The following is an 18,016-nucleotide window of genomic DNA, read 5'->3' as shown; positions in this document are numbered from 1 at the left end:
CCTCTGGCTTATCCCGCGTGGAAGCCGTTACTGTGCGCTCAAAGAATAATTCCCATCGAGGGGCGTATGAAGGTGATTTGGGGGCTGGGGAAGCTGTTGACCCTGCTGTTCTGGCTGGTGGTGCTGGTCAACCTGTTCACGCCATTTGTCTATCCGCTGCATCTGCTGGTCAATCTGGCCGGCGGTATTCTGGCGATCCTTCATCTACTGGAAGCGCTGTTGTGCTACCGCAGCCTCAGAGGCCGCGCGCACCCTTGGCGTGATCGACTGAAGATTGTCATTTTCGGCGTTTTCCACCTGCAAACCATTCCCGCTCCCTCCGCATCCAAGGCTTCCCATGCGTAAATTCTGTCTGCTCGCCGTACTCATCAGTCCACTGGCCTGCGCTCAGGTGGTGAGCGTCGAAACCAACTCGCTGATGCGTCTGCCCAACACCGCCAGCACCTTGCAACTGGAACGTCTGGAGGTCGCCGATTACGGCACGTTACTGATTCCGTCGAACGTGACTGAAGTCACCGTCGGCGAGCTGCATCTGGGACGTGATGCGCGGATCGCGATTGTACCCAGCGAGCAGGCGCTGGAATTGAAAGTCAGCCGTGCTCAATTGTCCGAGGGCAGCCAGATCACCGCTCGCGGCGCACCGGGCACTTTTCAGAAGGCCGCGCGCTCCGGGCGCAACCTGAATCTGCAAATCAAGACGCTCAATGCCCCGCAACTGATCGTCGACGCGCGCGGTGGTGCGGGGGCTCCGGGGTTTGTCGGTCTCGACGGGGCCAACGGTCAAGCCCCGGGCTGTACCTGGGGCCAGGCCGGACGCGGTGCCGATGGCAGCAATGGCAGTGACGGCCAGCCAGGCGCACCGGGGGCATTGGTCAAACTGGTGGTGCCGCGTGATTACCCGGCAGAACAGATCAAGGTTCAAGTGGCCGGCGGTGCGGGTGGCCTGGCCGGACCCGGTGGAAAACCTGGCGCCGGAGGCAAGGCCAAGGGCTGCCTGATCTATAAAGCCGATGGCGGCAAGAGCGGCAAACCAGGTGCCGATGGGCAACCGGGACCTGCCGGGGCGGCAGGCTCGGTGGTCGTGCAGCGGTTGTAAGCATTGATCGTTCCCACGCTCTGCGTGGGAACGATCATGGTCGAGCGGCAGCAACAACTACCACGACCAACCCGACAATCAAGTTGATCCCCACCAACCGACGAATCCGCCCCAGCACTGCAGCCCCCGCCGGCCAGTCCTGCGCCAGCACAGCCACGCGCAACTCCGGCAGCATCAACGCCTGAATCCTGATGAACAATGCCGTCATCACCACAAACAACCCCATCATCACCTGCACATAGCGCGGCGCGTGTTCAAAACCGCTGAAATTCAGATTCAGCATGACCACGCCACTGACTGGCAACAGCACGACCGCCCCCCAGACCCAGCGGAAAAAACCTTGAAACACTTCAATCCACAGCTTCAAGCGGGCAGGACCCTCAAGCGCTGTCATCGCCGCGGGACGCAAGACCATCCAGGCGAAAAACATGCCGCCCACCCACACCAGTGCGGCGAGGACATGCAGGCTATAAACAAGGCTAAAAGGTGTCATTCGGGTACTCCGTTCTGCGCGGGATTCATTAGCGGGGTATGATAGCGGCCGAATCAAACTACTGAAAATTTATCCAGCGTTTTTTGCGCCCGACAATTCATGATCAGCACTGAACTCAAAACCACGATCCAGGGCGCCTACTCGCGTTTTCTCGAAGCCAAGAGCCTCAAGCCGCGCTACGGCCAACGCCTGATGATCGCCGAAGTTGCCAAAGTCCTCGGTGATATCGACACCGACGACGAAGGCCGGCGCAGTGGCGACCCCGCGATTGTCGCGGTGGAAGCCGGCACCGGTACTGGCAAGACCGTGGCCTACAGCCTGGCGGCGATCCCCACCGCCAAGGCCGCTGGCAAGCGCCTGGTGATCGCCACGGCCACCGTCGCCCTGCAGGAGCAGATCGTCTACAAGGATCTGCCCGATCTGATGCGCAACAGCGGGCTGAATTTCAGCTTCGCCCTGGCCAAGGGGCGCGGGCGCTACATGTGCCTGTCCAAGCTCGACATGTTGCTCCAGGAAGGCCACGCGCAAACCGCCACGGCGCAGTTGTTCGAAGAAGAAGGTTTCAAGATCGAGGTCGATGAGGCCAGCCAGAAGCTGTTCACCAGCATGATCGAGAAGCTCGCCGGCAATAAGTGGGACGGCGACCGCGACAGCTGGTCCACCGCGCTCGAAGACGCCGATTGGGCACGCTTGACCACCGATCACAGCCAATGCACCAACCGTCATTGCCCGAACTTCGGCCAGTGCGCCTTCTACAAGGCCCGCGAAGGCATGGGCAAGGTAGACGTGATCGTCACCAACCACGACATGGTGCTGGCTGACCTGGCGTTGGGCGGCGGCGCTGTGCTGCCGGACCCGCGCGACACCATCTACGTGTTCGACGAAGGCCACCACCTGCCAGACAAGGCCATCGGCCACTTCGCCCACTACACGCGCCTGCGCTCCACCGCCGACTGGCTGGAAACCACGGCAAAGAACCTGACCAAACTGCTGGCGCAACACCCGTTGCCCGGGGATCTGGGCAAGTTGATCGAGCAGGTGCCGGAGCTGGCTCGGGAGATCAAGACCCAGCAACAATTCATGTTCACCGCCTGCGAACAGGCCGCCGATTTCAAGCCCGGCGAAGATGTCGAAGGTCGCGAACGCCCGCGTCATCGCTTCGTCGGCGGAGTGATTCCCGAGCACATGCGTGAGATGGGCATCGAGTTGAAGAAAGGCTTTGCCCGCCTGACCGACCTGTTCACGCGCCTCACCGAACTGCTCAAGGAAGGTATGGACGGCGAGGTCAACATCGGCATCGCCAGCAACCAGGCCGAAGAGTGGTATCCGCTGTTCGGCAGCCTGTTGTCCCGTTCTTCCGGCAACTGGGAGTTGTGGGTGGCGTTTACCGCTGAAGACCCTGAAGACAACCCGCCCATGGCCCGTTGGTTGACCCTGGCCGAAAGCGGCTCGCTGTTCGACATCGAGGTCAACGCCAGCCCGATCCTCGCGGCGGAAATGCTCCGACGCAACCTGTGGAACGTAGCCCATGGCTGCTTGGTCACTTCGGCGACCCTGACGGCCCTCGGCACCTTCGACCGCTTCCGCATGCGCGCCGGCCTGCCGAAAAAAGCGGTCACCGCCGTGGTACCGAGCCCGTTTCATCATGCCGATGCCGGTGTGTTGCGAGTGCCGAACCTGAACGCCGACCCACGTGATGCGGCGGCGCACACCGCGGCGATCATCCGCGATCTGCCGGACCTGGTCGAAGGTTCGCGCGGCACACTGGTGCTGTTCTCTTCGCGCAAGCAGATGCAGGACGTGTTCGACGGCCTCGACCGCGACTGGCGCAAGCAGGTGTTCATTCAAGGCAACCTGTCGAAACAGGAAACCCTGAACAAGCACAAGGCGAGGGTCGATGGCGGTGATTCCAGCGTGTTGTTCGGCCTGGCAAGCTTTGCCGAAGGGGTCGACCTGCCGGGTGCCTATTGCGAGCACGTGGTCATCGCCAAAATTCCGTTCTCGGTGCCGGATGACCCTGTCGAAGCGGCACTGGCGGAATGGATCGAAGCCCGTGGCGGCAATCCGTTCATGGAAATCTCCGTGCCGGATGCCTCGCTGAAACTGGTCCAGGCCTGCGGGCGCTTGCTGCGCACCGAAGAAGACCGCGGCACCATCACTTTGCTCGACCGGCGTCTGGTGACCCAGCGCTATGGCAAAGCGATCCTCAATGCGTTGCCGCCTTTCCGGCGTGAAATTTCCTGAAACACCGGTGGGCAGTTTTGCCCGCCGCGTTGTCTATCTTTCAGCCATCGCTTTTCCATTGGCCCATTGAAGGTCTTAGGGAGAATTTCGTTCTCATGATTCGCCGTTCGTTGCCTGCCGTTTTTGCCTTGTTGTTCGCATCGCCCTTGCTGGCGGCTCCCGCCGGACAACAGACGCTGTTCAACTTTGTACGCCCCGCCGACGTGGTCCAGGTGGCGACTCAGGACGCCAGCCTGCCGCAATCCAACGCCGAGCAAACCCCCGAGGGCGAGGTGCTGCGCCGGGTGACATTCAACCCGGTGGCCAGGCCAACCCTGCGCCTGAGCCCGCAAACCGGCGCTTGGGACTGGTCGCAATCGGGCGTGATGAGCCTGCGAATCCAGAGTGCGATGAACTGGGCCGTGACCCTGTACGTGACTATTCAGAGCAACGATGGCAAGACACTGGTCAGCCGTGTCGATTTGCCGGCCGGTCCGGCGCAAACTCTGCTGGTGCCGCTGCAGCCGACGTCGCCGCTGAATCAGGGGATGAAAGCCGGCCCGCCAATGCCGATGTCCGTCGACGGTCAGCGCATCCTGTTGGCCAGCAGCGTCGGCGAGCTGGATCGCCGCCAGGTGGTGTCGGTCACTGTGTCGATGGATCAACCGCAAGTCGCCCAGAGCATCTTGCTCGAGCGCTTTGGCGTGCAGGATGGCGAGTCCGTTACCCAAGCGGTGTATGGCGGCCTGGTGGACGCTTATGGTCAATCGACCCGGGCCAAATGGCCGGAGAAGGTCGCTGGCGATGAACAACTGAAAAGCGCCGCGGCCAAGGAACAACAACAGCTGAAAACCTGGTTGGCCGAGCGCGAGAAGGCTCCGCTGGACAAGTTCGGCGGCTGGAACAAAGGTCCTGCGTTCAAGGCCAGCGGTTTTTTCCGTACCGAGAAGCGTGATGGTCGCTGGTATCTGGTGACCCCTGAAGGGCACCCGTTTTATTCGTTGGGAGTCAACTCGGTCGCTGCGGACGTCAGCCAGACGTATGTCGCCGGTCGCGAGTGGATGTTCGAATCCCTGCCCAAGCCTGAGGAGCCTTTGGCCAGCCATTTCGGCGAAGGGGATAACCGCGGCGGCAATGGTGTCGACCAGGGACGAGGCTACAACTCCGGTCGCTGGTACGATTTTTACGGCGCCAACTTGCAGCGTTTGTACGGCGACCCTTGCGCGCTGGGCAGCGACACCAAGGCCGGTGTTGCGGCAGCCGCCAAGGCAGACGCGGTAGAAGCAACGGCAGAAAAAGCCGTCGAGCCAGCCGTAGCGCTTTCAAGTGCTGGATCCGGTATTGCCGAAGCGGCCAAAACTGATGCCGTCGACGCGACCGCCGCTAAAACAGCCGAGCTGGCACCCGCCGAACCCTGCAAAGTGGCATTCGACGAAAAGCGCTGGACCGGCCACACCCTCGACCGTCTGCAAGCCTGGGGCTTCAACACCGTAGGCAACTGGAGCGCGCCATCACTGGCCAACGCGGACCGCGTGCCATACACCTTACCGCTGTCGATCGTCGGTGATTACGCCAGCATCAGTACCGGTAGCGACTGGTGGGGCGGCATGCCTGACCCGTTCGATCCACGCTTCGCCATGGCCACCGAACGCGCCGTAGCGATTGCCACCCGTGATCATCGCGACGATCCGTGGCTGATCGGTTACTACGCCGACAACGAACTGGCCTGGGCCGGTCCCGGCGACGACCCGAAAGCCCGATATGCCTTGGCCTACGGCACCTTGAAAATGACCACCGACGTGCCGGCCAAACGCGCGTTCCTCAAGCAACTGCGCGACAAGTACCGCAATCAGGCCGGATTGTCGAAAGCCTGGGGCATTGATCTGCCAGCCTGGGAGCTGATGGAAGACCCTGGGTTCGTGCCACCGCTGCCGAGCGCCGAGCACCCGGAAATCGAGGCCGATTTCAAATACTTCCAGAAAGTCTTCGCCGATACCTACTTCAAGACCATTTCCGACTCGCTCAAGTGGCACGCCCCGAACCAGCTGTTGCTCGGTGGTCGATTTGCCATCACCACCCCGGAAGCCGTTGAGTCCTGTGCCCAGTATTGCGACGTCCTGAGCTTCAACATGTACACCTTGCAACCGCAAGACGGTTACGACTTCACCAAACTGCGCAGCCTCGACAAGCCGGTGTTAATCACTGAATTCAACTTCGGCTCGACTGATCGCGGCCCGTTCTGGGGCGGCGTGACGCAATTGGCGAAGGAAGACGATCGCGGCCCGGCCTATGCGAACTTCCTCAAAAAGGCTCTGAACGAACCGTCCATCGTTGGGGTGCACTGGTTCCAATACCTCGATCAACCCGTGACCGGGCGTCTGCTGGATGGCGAAAATGGCCATTTTGGTCTGGTAGGGATCACTGATCTGCCATTCCAGGGTTTTGTCGATAGCGTGCGCAAAAGCAATCTGGCGGCGGTCGATCAGCTGGCCAAGGAGGCCGAGAAAGCCGCAGCCGAGGCGGACAAGGTCAGTCATGATGCCGAGGGCGGAAGAGAGGCCAACGCCGGCAAAGGCCCGGGGAAGGGCGCCGGTGGGCATTCCGGCAAGGGGCATTGAGTCCAGATGCACCGCGTTATCGTTTTTCGCGGGCAAGCCTCGCGCCTACAGGTTTTGTGAAGGTCGCGATGACCGCAGGAGCGAGGCTTGCCCGCGAAGGCATCAGTGCCGACGCCAATTTGTCGATCACTTCCAGGGGTGATTGACCGCCCGGCCCGACCCTGTTCCCAAAACCGTCAAGGGCTGGAACAATGCGGGCCACTTTGTAGAGCGTTTATCCGGGGAGTTGCGGGTGCAGATTCAGGGTCATTACGAGCTTAAGTTCGAGGCAGTGCGTGAGGCATTCGCGGCACTGTTCGACGATCCCCAGGAGCGTGGCGCGGCGTTGTGCATCAAGATCGGTGGCGAAACCGTGCTCGACCTCTGGTCCGGCACCGCCGACAAGGATGGCGCCGAGGCCTGGCACAGCGACACCATCGCCAACCTGTTTTCTTGCACCAAAACCTTCACCGCCGTCACTGCGTTGCAGCTGGTCGCCGAAGGCAAGCTGCAACTGGACGCACCCGTTGCCCGTTATTGGCCTGAATTTGCCGCGGCTGGCAAAGAAGCCGTGACCCTGCGCCAACTGCTCTGTCATCAGGCCGGTTTGCCGGCATTGCGCGAGTTGCTGGCGCCCGAAGCCCTTTACGATTGGCCAACCATGGTCGGCGCCCTGGCCGCCGAAGCACCGTGGTGGACGCCGGGTGAAGGTCACGGATATGCGGCAATCACCTATGGCTGGCTGATCGGCGAATTGCTGCGACGCGCCGATGGTCGTGGGCCAGGTGAATCGATCGTGGCGCGGGTCGCCAAGCCATTGGGCCTGGATTTCCACGTCGGTCTGGCGGACGAAGAGTTCCATCGCGTGGCGCATATCGCTCGCGGCAAAGGCAATGTCGGCGACGCCGCTGCCCAACGCCTGTTGCAAGTGACCATGCGCGAACCCACGGCCATGACCACGCGCGCGTTCACCAACCCGCCGTCGGTCCTCACCAGCACCAACAAACCGGAATGGCGGCGCATGCAGCAACCCGCAGCCAATGGTCACGGCAATGCCCGAAGCCTGGCCGGTTTTTACGCCGGTTTGCTGGACGGCAGCTTGCTCGAAGGCGAGATGCTCGACGAGTTGACCCGCGAGCACAGCCTCGGCGAGGACAAGACACTACTGACCCGGACCCGATTCGGTCTGGGTTGCATGCTCGATCAACCGGATGTGCCCAACGCGACATTCGGTCTGGGTCCACGAGCGTTCGGGCATCCGGGCGCAGGTGGCTCCATTGGTTTTGCTGACCCGGAGCACGATGTGGCTTTCGGTTTTGTGACAAATACACTGGGGCCGTACGTCTTGATGGATCCGCGCGCACAAAAGCTTGTGCGGGTACTGGCCACTTGTCTGTAAAACCCGCTGAAGGTTCCCGGAGCTGGAACCCGAAAGCCTTTTCAGTTTCAAAGCGTCTGTTTATGCGGGCCGATCCGGCCTGATTTTTTATGACTTCATTTTTGTGGATATCCAATGTCAACCAAACCAACCCTCGCTTTGGCACTGTGCTTCGCTATTACCGGTTGCGCACAGAATCCTAAAAATGATGCGGATGGCGGCAGCTGGTGGCCGTTCGGATCTTCCGACAAAGTCGCCGCAAAAGAACCTGCCCCAACTCCCGTGAAGCCTGCCGCCAGCGCGGCGGTAGCCAAGACTGAAAGCACCAGCCCCTGGTACTGGCCGTTCGGTTCCGATGACGACGCGAGCAAGTCTGCTGCCAAGCCGGAATCAAAGCCTGAAGCCAAACCTGCCGCAGTAGCCAAGGCCGATGCCGATGCAGGCGGCAAATGGTGGTGGCCGTTCGGCGGCAAAGAGCAGAGCGCCGCCAAAGTCGTGCCAATGCCGGATCCGAAAGTCACCCAGGCCTGGCTCGACGAGTACGAGCCGCGTCTGCGTACCGCGATCAAGGACAGCAACCTGCAACTCGAGCGCCGTGAAAACGTGCTGGTAGTGACGGCGCCTGTCGAAGGCTCGTTCAACCCGGATCGTCCGGCGATGTTGCTGCCGGTGACCCTCGGCCCGTTCACCCGGGTCGCGAAAATTCTCGAAGTCGATCCCAAGACTGCCGTGTTGGTACTCGGTCACAGCGACACCTCGGGTGCAGCGCCCGCCAACGTCAAGTTGAGCCAGGAGCGTGCCCAGGCTGTTGCGGCGATTTTCCGTCTCAGTGGTCTGCAACGTGATCGCCTGATGCTGCGCGGCATGGGTGGCGAAGCCCCGCGTGCCGCCAACGACAGCGTTGAAGGACGCGCCTTGAACCGTCGCGTGGAACTGCTGGTGACCCCGCAAAACACCATGGTTGCCTTGCTGAGCAAGTACAATATGCCGGCTCCGGCGCCGGTCACCCTGGTGGCAGCGCAGGACATCAAACCGGTGGCCAAGCCTGTGACCCCGGCCCCAGCCGCCAAGAAGGCCGCCGTGCCTGCGACGAAAAAAGCACCGGCCAAGAAAGCGGCCGCCAAGAAGGCGCCGGCTAAAACTGCGACGCCAGCGAAAAAGACTGCACCGGCCAAAGCGGCTACCGATACCAAGAAAGTCGCCGCCGCCGATAGCACCAAGAAGTGATTCGTTGACCACAAGGAGTGCGCCATGACCAAGGCTCTGGCTGATATGCGCCGCGATTACACCCGTGATGGCCTGACCGAGGCGCAAGCCCCGGCCGAGCCGTTTGCGCTGTTCCACCAATGGTTCGCCGATGCGGTGAAAACCGAACAGGCACCGGTGGAAGCGAACGCCATGACTTTGGCCACGGTCGACCCGGATGGTCGGCCGCATTGCCGCATCCTCCTGCTCAAAGGCCTGGACGACAAGGGCTTCACTTTCTTCACCAACTACGACAGCGCCAAGGGCCAACAGCTGGCGGCGAATCCGTTCGGGGCCATGACGTTTTTCTGGCCGACCCTGGAACGTCAGGTTCGGATCGAAGGGCGGGTGGTGAAAGTTACGCCACAAGAATCCGATGCCTACTACCAGGTTCGACCTTTGGGCAGCCGCCTTGGCGCGTGGGCATCACCGCAAAGCCGGGTGATCGCCGACCGTGCTGAACTGGAAAAACTGCTCAAGGATACCGAGCAGCGTTTCAGCGATAGCCAGCCACACTGCCCTGAACATTGGGGTGGTTATCGCCTGCTGCCGGAGCGCATCGAGTTCTGGCAGGGCCGTCCGAGCCGTCTCCATGACCGTCTCAACTATCGCTTGCAGGGCTCCGGCTGGATTCTTGAACGCCTGGCACCCTAAGCAGTCTACCGCTCGAGATAGCCTGCCGCAGCGGCCTCCAGCCATTGCGGCAAGTCTCGACGCTTGATCTTTTGCGCCTGAGCGTTCGCCAGTTGCTGGAGCATGAACGCTTTTTTGCGTTCGTCATTCCCGGCTAACGCCAGTGCCAGGTCGCGGTCCATCCAGCGTTTGATCCGTACGTACAGCCAATAGTGGAAGTACAGACCGGCAACGGTCGTCACGACGATGATAAAGTAATCCATGAAAATCCTCGGGCAGCGGCGCAGATTGCCGAAATGGTCGCTACTGTGTGATGAAAATCGCGCACAGGCCCTGTACCGGAACTGAATGAAATCATTTTTATCCGGGCGATGCCGTGACAGGCGTCAAGCTGCGGAGTTTAATGAATACCTGTCCTTTGGAGTTGATGCTATGCGTAAGTCTGTTCTGCTGGTTGCTTCCTTTTCCACGATGGCGATGTTGCTCACTGGTTGCCAATCGAGCCTGACCGGTGACTCCTACTCCCGTGACGAAGCGCGTCGCGTGCAGACGGTTCGCATGGGTACGATCGAAGCATTGCGCCCGGTAAAAATCGAAGGCACCAAAACCCCGATCGGCGGTCTCGCCGGCGCAGCCGTTGGCGGTGTTGGTGGCAGTGCCATCGGTGGCGGTCGCGGCAGTATCGTTGCAGCGGTCATCGGTGCAGTTGCCGGTGGCCTGGTGGGTTCGGCGGCCGAAGAAGGCCTGACCCGCACCCAAGGCGTGGAAATCACCGTCCGCGAAGACGACGGCAGCATGCGTGCCTACGTGCAACAGGTTCAGGAAAACGAAGTGTTCCGCGTGGGTGAACGTGTTCGAATCGCAACCGTTGACGGCACGAGCCGCGTTACTCACTAAGCGTAGTTGGGTAAAAGAAAACCCCGATCAGGTAACTGGTCGGGGTTTTTTATGAACGTGCCTTAACACTCAGGGCTATGCGCTCTGAGGATCACGCTTGCGACTCGCCATGGCCGTGACCGCATAACCGATCAGTGCCGCCAGAATCGAACCGGTCAAAATTCCCATGCGGTCCATACCGGCGTAGTCGCTGACGCCCGGCTCGAAGGCCAGGGAACCGACGAAAAGGCTCATGGTGAAACCTATCCCGCAGAGAATCGCCACGCCCAGCACCTGGCCCCAATTGGCGCCTTGGGGCAGGGCGGCGATGCCGATTTTTACCGCCAGCCAGGTCAGGCCGAACACGCCGACGGTCTTGCCCAACAGCAGGCCGATGGCGATGCCCATTGGCACATCGTGGGTGAAGTTTTCGGCGGTAACGCCGCTCAGGGAAAGCCCCGCATTGGCGAAGGCGAACAACGGCAGGATGCCGTAGGCCACCCAAGGGTGCAGGGCGTGTTCGAGCGTCAGCAGTGGCGAAGGCTCGGCGTTTTTCGTGCGCAACGGAATGCAGAAGGCCAGGGTGACACCGGCCAGCGTGGCGTGCACGCCGCTCTTGAGTACGCAGACCCAGAGGATCAGACCAATAATCATGTACGGCCCGAGCTTGACCACCCCGAGCCGGTTCATGCCGATCAGCGCCGCGATGCAGGCCGCTGCCAGTGCCAGCGACAGGGTCGACAGTGCGCCGGAGTAGAAAATCGCAATGATGATGATTGCACCGAGGTCATCAATGATGGCCAGGGTCATGAGGAACAGTTTCAGCGACACCGGAACCCGTTTGCCCAACAGCGCCAGCACGCCAAGGGCGAAGGCGATATCGGTGGCGGTCGGGATCGCCCAACCGCTGAGGGCTGGCGGGTTGTCACGGTTGAGAAACCAGTAGATCAGCGCCGGTACGACCATGCCGCCAATTGCTGCCGCGCCGGGCAGGACGATCTGTGACGGCTTGGACAGTTGACCGTCGAGGACTTCGCGCTTCACTTCCAGGCCGATCAGCAGGAAGAACAGCGCCATCAGGCCATCGTTGATCCACAGCAGCAACGGTTTGGCGATTTTCAGCGCGCCGATCTGGGCCACCACGGGGGTTTCCAACAGGCCGTTGTAAAGCCATGACAGCGGCGAATTGTTGATGATCAAAGCCAGAACGGCAGCGGCGATCAATAACAGACCGCTGGCAGCTTCCAACTGAAAGAAACGCGTGAAAGTGCTACGCAGAGGCAAGGTTGCTCTCCATCTGTGAATTCAAAAGGTGTTACACCCTAACAATTCCCGTTAGTTGTTAAAACAAAAGTTATATTCTTTTTTGTTATATGTCGTTACAAGGCACTCCCGTGCTGAGGACTGAGCCTAGCAGTTGCCCGACGTATTGGAGCGCAGCTGTATCTGTGCTGAATGTAGGTTTTTTCCTAAGCTTGCTGATTGAGCCCTGTTGCAAGGCCAATTCCTGCCCGATACAACGAGAAAACCACCATGAGCGACAACCGACAGTGGGCCCGCGAAGCCATCCGGATCATTGAAGCCGACTTTCAGCGCAGCGCCGATACCCATCTGATCCCTTTGCCGCTGCCGGGTTTTCCGGGCATCGAGTTGTACTTCAAGGATGAATCCAGTCATCCCACCGGCAGCCTCAAGCACCGGCTGGCGCGATCGCTGTTCCTGTATGCGCTGTGTAACGGCTGGCTCAAGCCCGGGGCACCGGTCATCGAAGCCTCCAGCGGTTCGACGGCGATTTCCGAAGCGTACTTTGCGCGCATGCTGGGCTTGCCGTTCATTGCAGTAATGCCCGCGACCACTTCCAGGGAAAAGATCGCGCAGATCGCCTTTTATGGTGGCCAAAGCCATCTGGTTGACGATCCGACGCAGATCTACGCCGAATCAGAGCGACTGGCGCGCGAGCACGACGGGCACTTCCTCGATCAGTTCACCTACGCCGAGCGCGCGACCGACTGGCGGGCGAACAACAACATTGCCGAATCGATTTTTCAACAAATGCGCTTCGAGCAGCACCCGGAACCGAGCTGGCTGATTTCCAGTCCTGGCACCGGGGGAACCACTGCCACCCTGGGCCGCTATGTTCGCTATCGCCAGCATTGCACCCGGGTGTTGTGCGCCGATGCCGAGCGCTCGGTATTTTTCGATTACTACCAGACCGGCGATGCCAGCCTGCGCCTGGACCACGGTTCGCGGATCGAAGGTATTGGCCGGCCACGGGTAGAAGCATCGTTCCTGCCCAAGGTCATTGATGCAATGGTCAAGGTGCCGGATGCACTGTCGCTGGCGGCGATGCATTACCTGGCCGAGCGGTTGGGGCGGCATGTCGGCGGGTCGAGCGGCACTAACCTGATCGGCGCGTTGATGGCTGCGCAGCATATGAAGGCGGCAGGGGAGTCGGGGTCGATGGTGGCGATTCTGTGTGACAGTGGCGAGCGTTATGCCGACACCTATTACGATCAGAAATGGCTCAAGGACCAAGGGTATGAGTTGAGCGGATTGAAGGCGGCGGTTGCCGCCAGTGCGGAGCGAGGTGAACCGCTGCCGGCGAGCGTGTTACGCGCCAATATTTAGCCTCGCTCCTACAGATAATGCTGTTCACTTAAGGGAAGAACACTGTACCCGTGGCGAGGGAGCTTGTCGGATCGCCGCACCGTCCCGCTGGGGCGCGAAGCGGCCCTAAAAAGGACTGCTGCGCAGCCCAGCGGGACGGTGCGGCGATCCGACAAGCTTCCTCGCCACGGGCACAGTGTTTGTTTCAAAGATTTCGTATCAGGCCTCCAGGCCCAGGATATCCCGCGCCACTGCCTCGGCAATGCGAATCCCGTCCACACCGGCCGACAGAATCCCGCCCGCATAACCTGCGCCTTCGCCCGCCGGGAACAGGCCTTTTACGTTCAGGCTCTGCATCGACTCATTGCGGGTAATACGCAGCGGCGACGAGGTGCGGGTCTCGATGCCGGTCAACACGGCATCGTGCAGCGAGTAACCGCGAATTTGTTTCTCGAACGCTGGCAGTGCTTCGCGAATGGCCTCAATGGCGAAGTCCGGTAATGCCAGGGCCAGATCGCCCAACGCAACACCCGGTTTGTAGGACGGTTCAACGCTACCCAGCTCGGTGGACGGCTTGCCCGCAATAAAGTCGCCGACCAGTTGCGCTGGCGCTTCGTAATTGCTGCCGCCCAATACAAAAGCGTGGGATTCCAGACGCTCCTGCAACTCAATCCCGGCCAGCGGGCCGCCCGGGTAATCGACTTCCGGCGTAATGCCGACGACGATCCCGGAGTTGGCATTGCGTTCGTTGCGCGAGTACTGGCTCATGCCATTGGTGACCACGCGGTTCGGCTCGGAAGTCGCCGCCACCACCGTGCCGCCCGGGCACATGCAGAAGCTGTAGACCGAACGGCCGTTCCTGGCGTGGTGCACCAGTTTGTAGTCGGCGGCGCCAAGCTTCGGGTGGCCGGCGTACTTGCCCAGGCGCGCACGGTCGATCAGCGATTGCGGATGCTCAATACGGAAACCCACCGAGAACGGTTTGGCTTCCATGTACACGCCGCGACCGTGGAGCATGCGGAAGGTATCGCGGGCACTGTGGCCGAGGGCCAGGATCACGTGTTTGGAATGAATCTGTTCGCCGCCATCGAGTTCTACGCCGACCAGTTGGCCGTCTTCGATCAGCACGTCGGTAACCCGCTGCTGGAATCGAACTTCGCCGCCCAATGCACGAATCTGCTCACGCATGTTTTCCACGACACCGGTCAGACGGAACGTACCGATGTGCGGCTTGCTGACGTAAAGGATTTCTTCCGGCGCGCCGGCCTTGACGAATTCGTGCAGGACTTTGCGACCGAGGAATTTCGGGTCCTTGATCTGGCTGTAGAGCTTGCCGTCGGAGAACGTCCCCGCGCCGCCTTCGCCGAACTGCACGTTGGACTCAGGGTTGAGCACGCTTTTGCGCCACAGGCCCCAGGTGTCCTTGGTGCGCTGGCGCACTTCGGTGCCGCGTTCGAGAATGATCGGCTTGAAGCCCATTTGCGCAAGCAGCAGGCCGGCGAAAATCCCGCACGGGCCGAAACCGACGACGATCGGGCGCACGCTCAGGTCGGCCGGCGCCTGGCCAACCTCTTTGTAGCTGACATCCGGTGCCACGTTGACGTTACGGTCATCGGCGAACTTGTGCAGCACCGCCGCCTCATCGCGAACGTTGAGGTCGATGGTGTAGATGAAGCACAATTCGGAGGACTTTTTGCGCGCATCGTAGCTGCGCTTGAACAAGGTGAAATCGAGCAAATCATCGCTGGCAAGGCCTAAGCGCTGCACGATGGCAGGGCGCAGGTCTTCTTCGGGATGGTCGATCGGCAACTTGAGTTCGGTGATTCGTAACATGGCGGGATCCGGTTCGCGGGGCGCACAACTGCGCCAGGGCGTTTGAAGCCGGCGATTATAAGCTCCAAAAGCCCGGTCCCGTGAGGCTTAAACGATCAGTCGTCGCGCGAGCCGCCGAAATACCCGCAACCGCGCTGCACCTGACCATCGACGCGCAGTTCGGCGCTCATGTGTTGAATGCTGCCAGTGCTGCTGTCGACGCAGCGTTGCGGCGCGACCCACAATTCGATGTGCTGGTTATTGGCTTCGGTGCTGAGGTTGAAGCGGCCATCGCCCAATTGCTCTTCAACGTAAGGCACTGCCAATGGCGGCTGGCCGGCGCGGTCGATGACCATGCCCTTGCCGCTGACTTTCACGTTCCACTCCGGGGTGTGACCGGCGGCGCGCAGAATCAGCAATTTGAAATTGGCATCCTCGCATCCATTGCCCGAGCGCTCGACGCGGTACAACTGCTGCAGGTCGAGCTGGCCGTCGCCATCACCCGCAACGATCCGCCCGCGCACATCGGCGAACAGCTTGCCTTTGGCATCGGCCAGCGTAGCGGCCTGTTGCAATACGCTGGTGCCGCCCGTGTCGTTGACCACATAACGCCGCTGCTCACCGCACGGCTGGAACAACAGCTTGCCGTCGGCTGCACTCAACTGGCCTTGCATGCGGGTCTGGCCGACGTGGGTAGCACTCTCACGCTCGCCATCGAACAATTGGCAAGCGGCGAATAGAGGAAGCAGGGCAACGAGAACTAAGGAACGGGCAGCGCGCATCTTGGGGTCTCCTGACAAGTGCCGCCACGTTACTCAGGCTGACCGTTCATCACAAGACTGGAGTTTGTCTGCGGCAAATCTGAGGTCGATTTATCGGCAACAACTTGAGGTAAATCCAAAGCCGAATACCAGGATGCCAACGGTAAGCTGTCACTTTTTTGCAGGGGGTGGATGTGAAGAAGGCAGTGGGCTGGAAGATCGGGTTGTTGTTGCCGGTGATGATGGGGGCGGCCACGGCCAGCCAGGCTGCCGAGATCAATTTGTCTTCGGCAACCGATTTCACCCGGATGGATGTGCTGTTGAAGGATGACGACAGACTTCAATCGACGTTTGAAATGAATGTCACGCTCAGTCCTGAAGCCACCGAGAGAATGCAGAACATTTCTCGTGCTTCCCTGGGCCAACAATTGACGCTGTCGATCAATGGCTGGAAGGTCTCTACCGCGAAAGTGCAAACGGTCCTGGGCTCACAGTTCAGGGTTTCCATCCCGAAAGCCGTCGCCAAAGACCTTTTGCCCACATTGGTCGATTGAGCTTGAACCGGGTCAGCCTACGTGAAAGGTCTGGCCGGTTTGCAGGCCTTCCACGCTTTTGGCGTAGGCCAATGCCACATCCGCTGCCGGAACCGGTTTGAAGCCACGGAAGTACGGGGCGTATTTGCCCATGGCTTCGACCAGCACGTTCGGACTGATCGAGTTCACGCGCAGGCCACGTGGCAGTTCGATAGCGGCGGCGCGGACGAAGCTGTCCAGCGCACCGTTGACCAGCGCTGCGGAGGCACCACTGCGAATCGGATCGTGGCTCAGCACACCCGTGGTGAAGGTGAACGAGGCGCCGTCATTGGCGAACTCGCGGCCGATCAGCAGCAGGTTGACCTGGCCCATCAACTTGTCTTTCAGGCCCAGGGCGAAACTTTCCTCACTCATTTCTGCCAGTGGTGCGAAGGTCACGTTGCCGGCGGCGCAGATCAGCGCATCGAATTTTCCGGTCTGCTCGAACAGTTTGCGAATCGAAGCACCGTCACTGATATCCACCTGAAAATTGCCGCTGTTGCGGCCGATGCGCACGATCTCGTGGCGCTGGGACAGCTCCTTGTCGACTGCCGAACCAATGGTGCCGCCTGCGCCGATCAAAAGAATTTTCATGGGTACTGATCCTCAAGTGGATTGAATGAGTGCTCAGTCTAGAGTGGTTTTTTATCTGGATAAGCGCACTAATAGGCAACCTTTGGTTTTCAATTGGAAACAATCAATGAGTGAGATGGATGATCTGGCGGCGTTCGCGGTATTGGTAGAAGCGGGCAGTTTTACCTTGGCTGCGCAGCAACTGGGTTGCAGCAAGGGCCAATTGTCCAAACGCATCAGTCAATTGGAGGCACAGTTCTCTGTGGTTTTGTTGCAGCGCACCACGCGGCGCTTGAGCCTGACAGCTGCCGGCGCGGCGTTGTTGCCGCAGGCGCAGGCACTGGTGACCCAGGTCGAGCGCGCACGCCAGGCCCTGGCGCGGTTGAAGGACGACATGGCCGGCCCGGTGCGCATGACGGTGCCGGTGTCGTTGGGGGAAACCTTCTTTGATGGGTTGCTGTTGGAGTTTTCGGCCAAATACCCCGAAGTGCAGATCGAACTGGAGCTCAACAACAATTACCGTGACTTGTCTCGCGATGGCTTCGATCTGGCGATCCGCGCCGACGTGGCCATCGACCAGCGGCTGGTGGCACGTCCGCTGCTGGCCTGGCATGAAATGACCTGTGCCAGCCCGGCCTATCTGGAGCAATACGGCGAACCGCAGACCCCCCAGGCACTGGCCGAACATCGTTGCCTGCTCAACAGCCATTACAGTGGTCGTGAAGAATGGTTGTATCACCAACAGCACGAACTGTTGCGAGTGCGGGTTTCGGGGCCGTTTGCCAGCAATCATTACAGCCTGTTGAAGAAAGCCGTACTCACTGGCGCCGGCATTGCGCGCCTGCCGTCCTACTTGCTGTCGGCGGAATTGGCTGACGGCCGTTTGCATTGGCTTTTGCGTGATTATCAGACACGAATTATGCCGATGTATCTGGTGCATCCGTATCAGGGCGGATTGCCAAAGCGTACGCAGGTGTTGGCGGACTATTTGATTGGCTGGTTCAAGCGCAGCGGTGAAGCGCTGGATCGACTTCGCTAGTCGATGACTGTCGATGATCGTTCCCACGCTCTGCGTGGGAATGCCTCGCCGGACGCTCTGCGTCCGCTTGGGACGCGGAGCGTCCAAGGCTGCATTCCCACGCAGAGCGTG

The 18,016-nt window shown here is 60.5% G+C and carries 17 protein-coding genes; 11 read left to right on the top strand and 6 right to left on the bottom strand.

The features are described from left to right. Positions 1-66 precede the first annotated feature (66 nt). Positions 67-345, top strand: a complete 279-nt coding sequence (locus tag ASD60_RS22725) for a DUF1145 domain-containing protein (protein ID WP_056856131.1) — start codon at positions 67-69, stop codon at positions 343-345. After that, positions 338-1,096 carry a collagen-like triple helix repeat-containing protein gene (locus ASD60_RS22720; RefSeq protein WP_056856130.1) on the top strand — a complete coding sequence of 253 codons (759 nt, stop codon included), beginning with the start codon at positions 338-340 and terminating at the stop codon, positions 1,094-1,096. The genes ASD60_RS22725 and ASD60_RS22720 overlap by 8 nt, the downstream gene beginning before the upstream one ends. Before the next feature lie 34 nt (positions 1,097-1,130). On the opposite strand, the gene ASD60_RS22715 is transcribed toward ASD60_RS22720, so the two are convergent. Then, on the bottom strand, positions 1,131-1,589 hold the full coding sequence (locus ASD60_RS22715; protein ID WP_056856129.1) for a CopD family protein: 459 nt from the start codon (positions 1,587-1,589) through the stop codon (positions 1,131-1,133). Between the two features lie 99 nt (positions 1,590-1,688). Here ASD60_RS22715 and dinG point away from each other — a divergent pair, with 99 nt between their 5' ends. The 5 genes from dinG to pdxH all read left to right on the top strand — a co-directional run bounded on the left by dinG (position 1,689) and on the right by pdxH (position 9,686). Next, positions 1,689-3,833: an ATP-dependent DNA helicase DinG gene (dinG, locus tag ASD60_RS22710; RefSeq protein WP_056856128.1), complete on the top strand. Its 2,145-nt coding sequence runs from the start codon at positions 1,689-1,691 to the stop codon at positions 3,831-3,833. A 95-nt stretch (positions 3,834-3,928) separates the two neighbouring features. After that, positions 3,929-6,430 (top strand): beta-galactosidase, encoded by a 2,502-nt coding sequence (locus ASD60_RS22705; RefSeq protein WP_056856127.1) that lies wholly within the window; start codon positions 3,929-3,931, stop codon positions 6,428-6,430. A 232-nt stretch (positions 6,431-6,662) separates the two neighbouring features. Next, positions 6,663-7,808, top strand: coding sequence for a serine hydrolase domain-containing protein (locus ASD60_RS22700; RefSeq protein WP_056856126.1), 1,146 nt, complete (start codon positions 6,663-6,665; stop codon positions 7,806-7,808). A gap of 114 nt (positions 7,809-7,922) precedes the next feature. Further along, positions 7,923-9,014 carry an OmpA family protein gene (locus ASD60_RS22695; RefSeq protein ID WP_056856125.1) on the top strand — a complete coding sequence of 364 codons (1,092 nt, stop codon included), beginning with the start codon at positions 7,923-7,925 and terminating at the stop codon, positions 9,012-9,014. Between the two features lie 24 nt (positions 9,015-9,038). After that, positions 9,039-9,686: a pyridoxamine 5'-phosphate oxidase gene (pdxH, locus tag ASD60_RS22690; RefSeq protein WP_056856124.1), complete on the top strand. Its 648-nt coding sequence runs from the start codon at positions 9,039-9,041 to the stop codon at positions 9,684-9,686. Between the two features lie 5 nt (positions 9,687-9,691). Here the strand turns inward: pdxH and ASD60_RS22685 are convergent, their stop codons facing one another. Further along, positions 9,692-9,928 (bottom strand): hypothetical protein, encoded by a 237-nt coding sequence (locus tag ASD60_RS22685; protein ID WP_056856123.1) that lies wholly within the window; start codon positions 9,926-9,928, stop codon positions 9,692-9,694. 169 nt (positions 9,929-10,097) lie between these two features. Between ASD60_RS22685 and ASD60_RS22680 the strand changes: the two genes are divergently transcribed. After that, entirely contained in the window at positions 10,098-10,562 is a 465-nt protein-coding gene (locus ASD60_RS22680) for a glycine zipper 2TM domain-containing protein (protein WP_056856122.1), read from the top strand. Positions 10,563-10,637: 75 nt separating this feature from the next. On the opposite strand, the gene nhaA is transcribed toward ASD60_RS22680, so the two are convergent. After that, positions 10,638-11,825, bottom strand: coding sequence for a Na+/H+ antiporter NhaA (gene nhaA, locus ASD60_RS22675; RefSeq protein ID WP_056856121.1), 1,188 nt, complete (start codon positions 11,823-11,825; stop codon positions 10,638-10,640). Between the two features lie 249 nt (positions 11,826-12,074). On the opposite strand from nhaA, the gene ASD60_RS22670 reads away from it, so the two are divergent. Then, positions 12,075-13,169, top strand: coding sequence for a PLP-dependent cysteine synthase family protein (locus ASD60_RS22670; RefSeq protein WP_056856120.1), 1,095 nt, complete (start codon positions 12,075-12,077; stop codon positions 13,167-13,169). Positions 13,170-13,367: 198 nt separating this feature from the next. Here ASD60_RS22670 and ASD60_RS22665 read toward each other — a convergent pair whose 3' ends face one another. Continuing rightward, positions 13,368-14,981, bottom strand: a complete 1,614-nt coding sequence (locus tag ASD60_RS22665; protein WP_056856119.1) for an NAD(P)/FAD-dependent oxidoreductase — start codon at positions 14,979-14,981, stop codon at positions 13,368-13,370. Positions 14,982-15,076: 95 nt separating this feature from the next. Then, positions 15,077-15,742, bottom strand: a complete 666-nt coding sequence (locus ASD60_RS22660) for a COG3650 family protein (RefSeq protein WP_056856118.1) — start codon at positions 15,740-15,742, stop codon at positions 15,077-15,079. 173 nt (positions 15,743-15,915) lie between these two features. Between ASD60_RS22660 and ASD60_RS22655 the strand changes: the two genes are divergently transcribed. Beyond that, positions 15,916-16,275 carry a hypothetical protein gene (locus ASD60_RS22655; protein ID WP_056856308.1) on the top strand — a complete coding sequence of 120 codons (360 nt, stop codon included), beginning with the start codon at positions 15,916-15,918 and terminating at the stop codon, positions 16,273-16,275. Between the two features lie 12 nt (positions 16,276-16,287). Here ASD60_RS22655 and ASD60_RS22650 read toward each other — a convergent pair whose 3' ends face one another. Then, positions 16,288-16,887: a short chain dehydrogenase gene (locus ASD60_RS22650; RefSeq protein ID WP_056856117.1), complete on the bottom strand. Its 600-nt coding sequence runs from the start codon at positions 16,885-16,887 to the stop codon at positions 16,288-16,290. 106 nt (positions 16,888-16,993) lie between these two features. Between ASD60_RS22650 and ASD60_RS22645 the strand changes: the two genes are divergently transcribed. After that, positions 16,994-17,905, top strand: coding sequence for a LysR family transcriptional regulator (locus ASD60_RS22645; protein ID WP_056856116.1), 912 nt, complete (start codon positions 16,994-16,996; stop codon positions 17,903-17,905). The last annotated feature ends 111 nt before the right edge of the window (positions 17,906-18,016 follow it).

The organism is Pseudomonas sp. Root562 (genome assembly GCF_001427125.1).
Taxonomy (GTDB): Bacteria; Pseudomonadota; Gammaproteobacteria; order Pseudomonadales; family Pseudomonadaceae; genus Aquipseudomonas.
The sequence above is the reverse complement of the archived record's forward strand: the minus strand, read 5'-3'. Positions and strand labels throughout refer to the sequence as shown.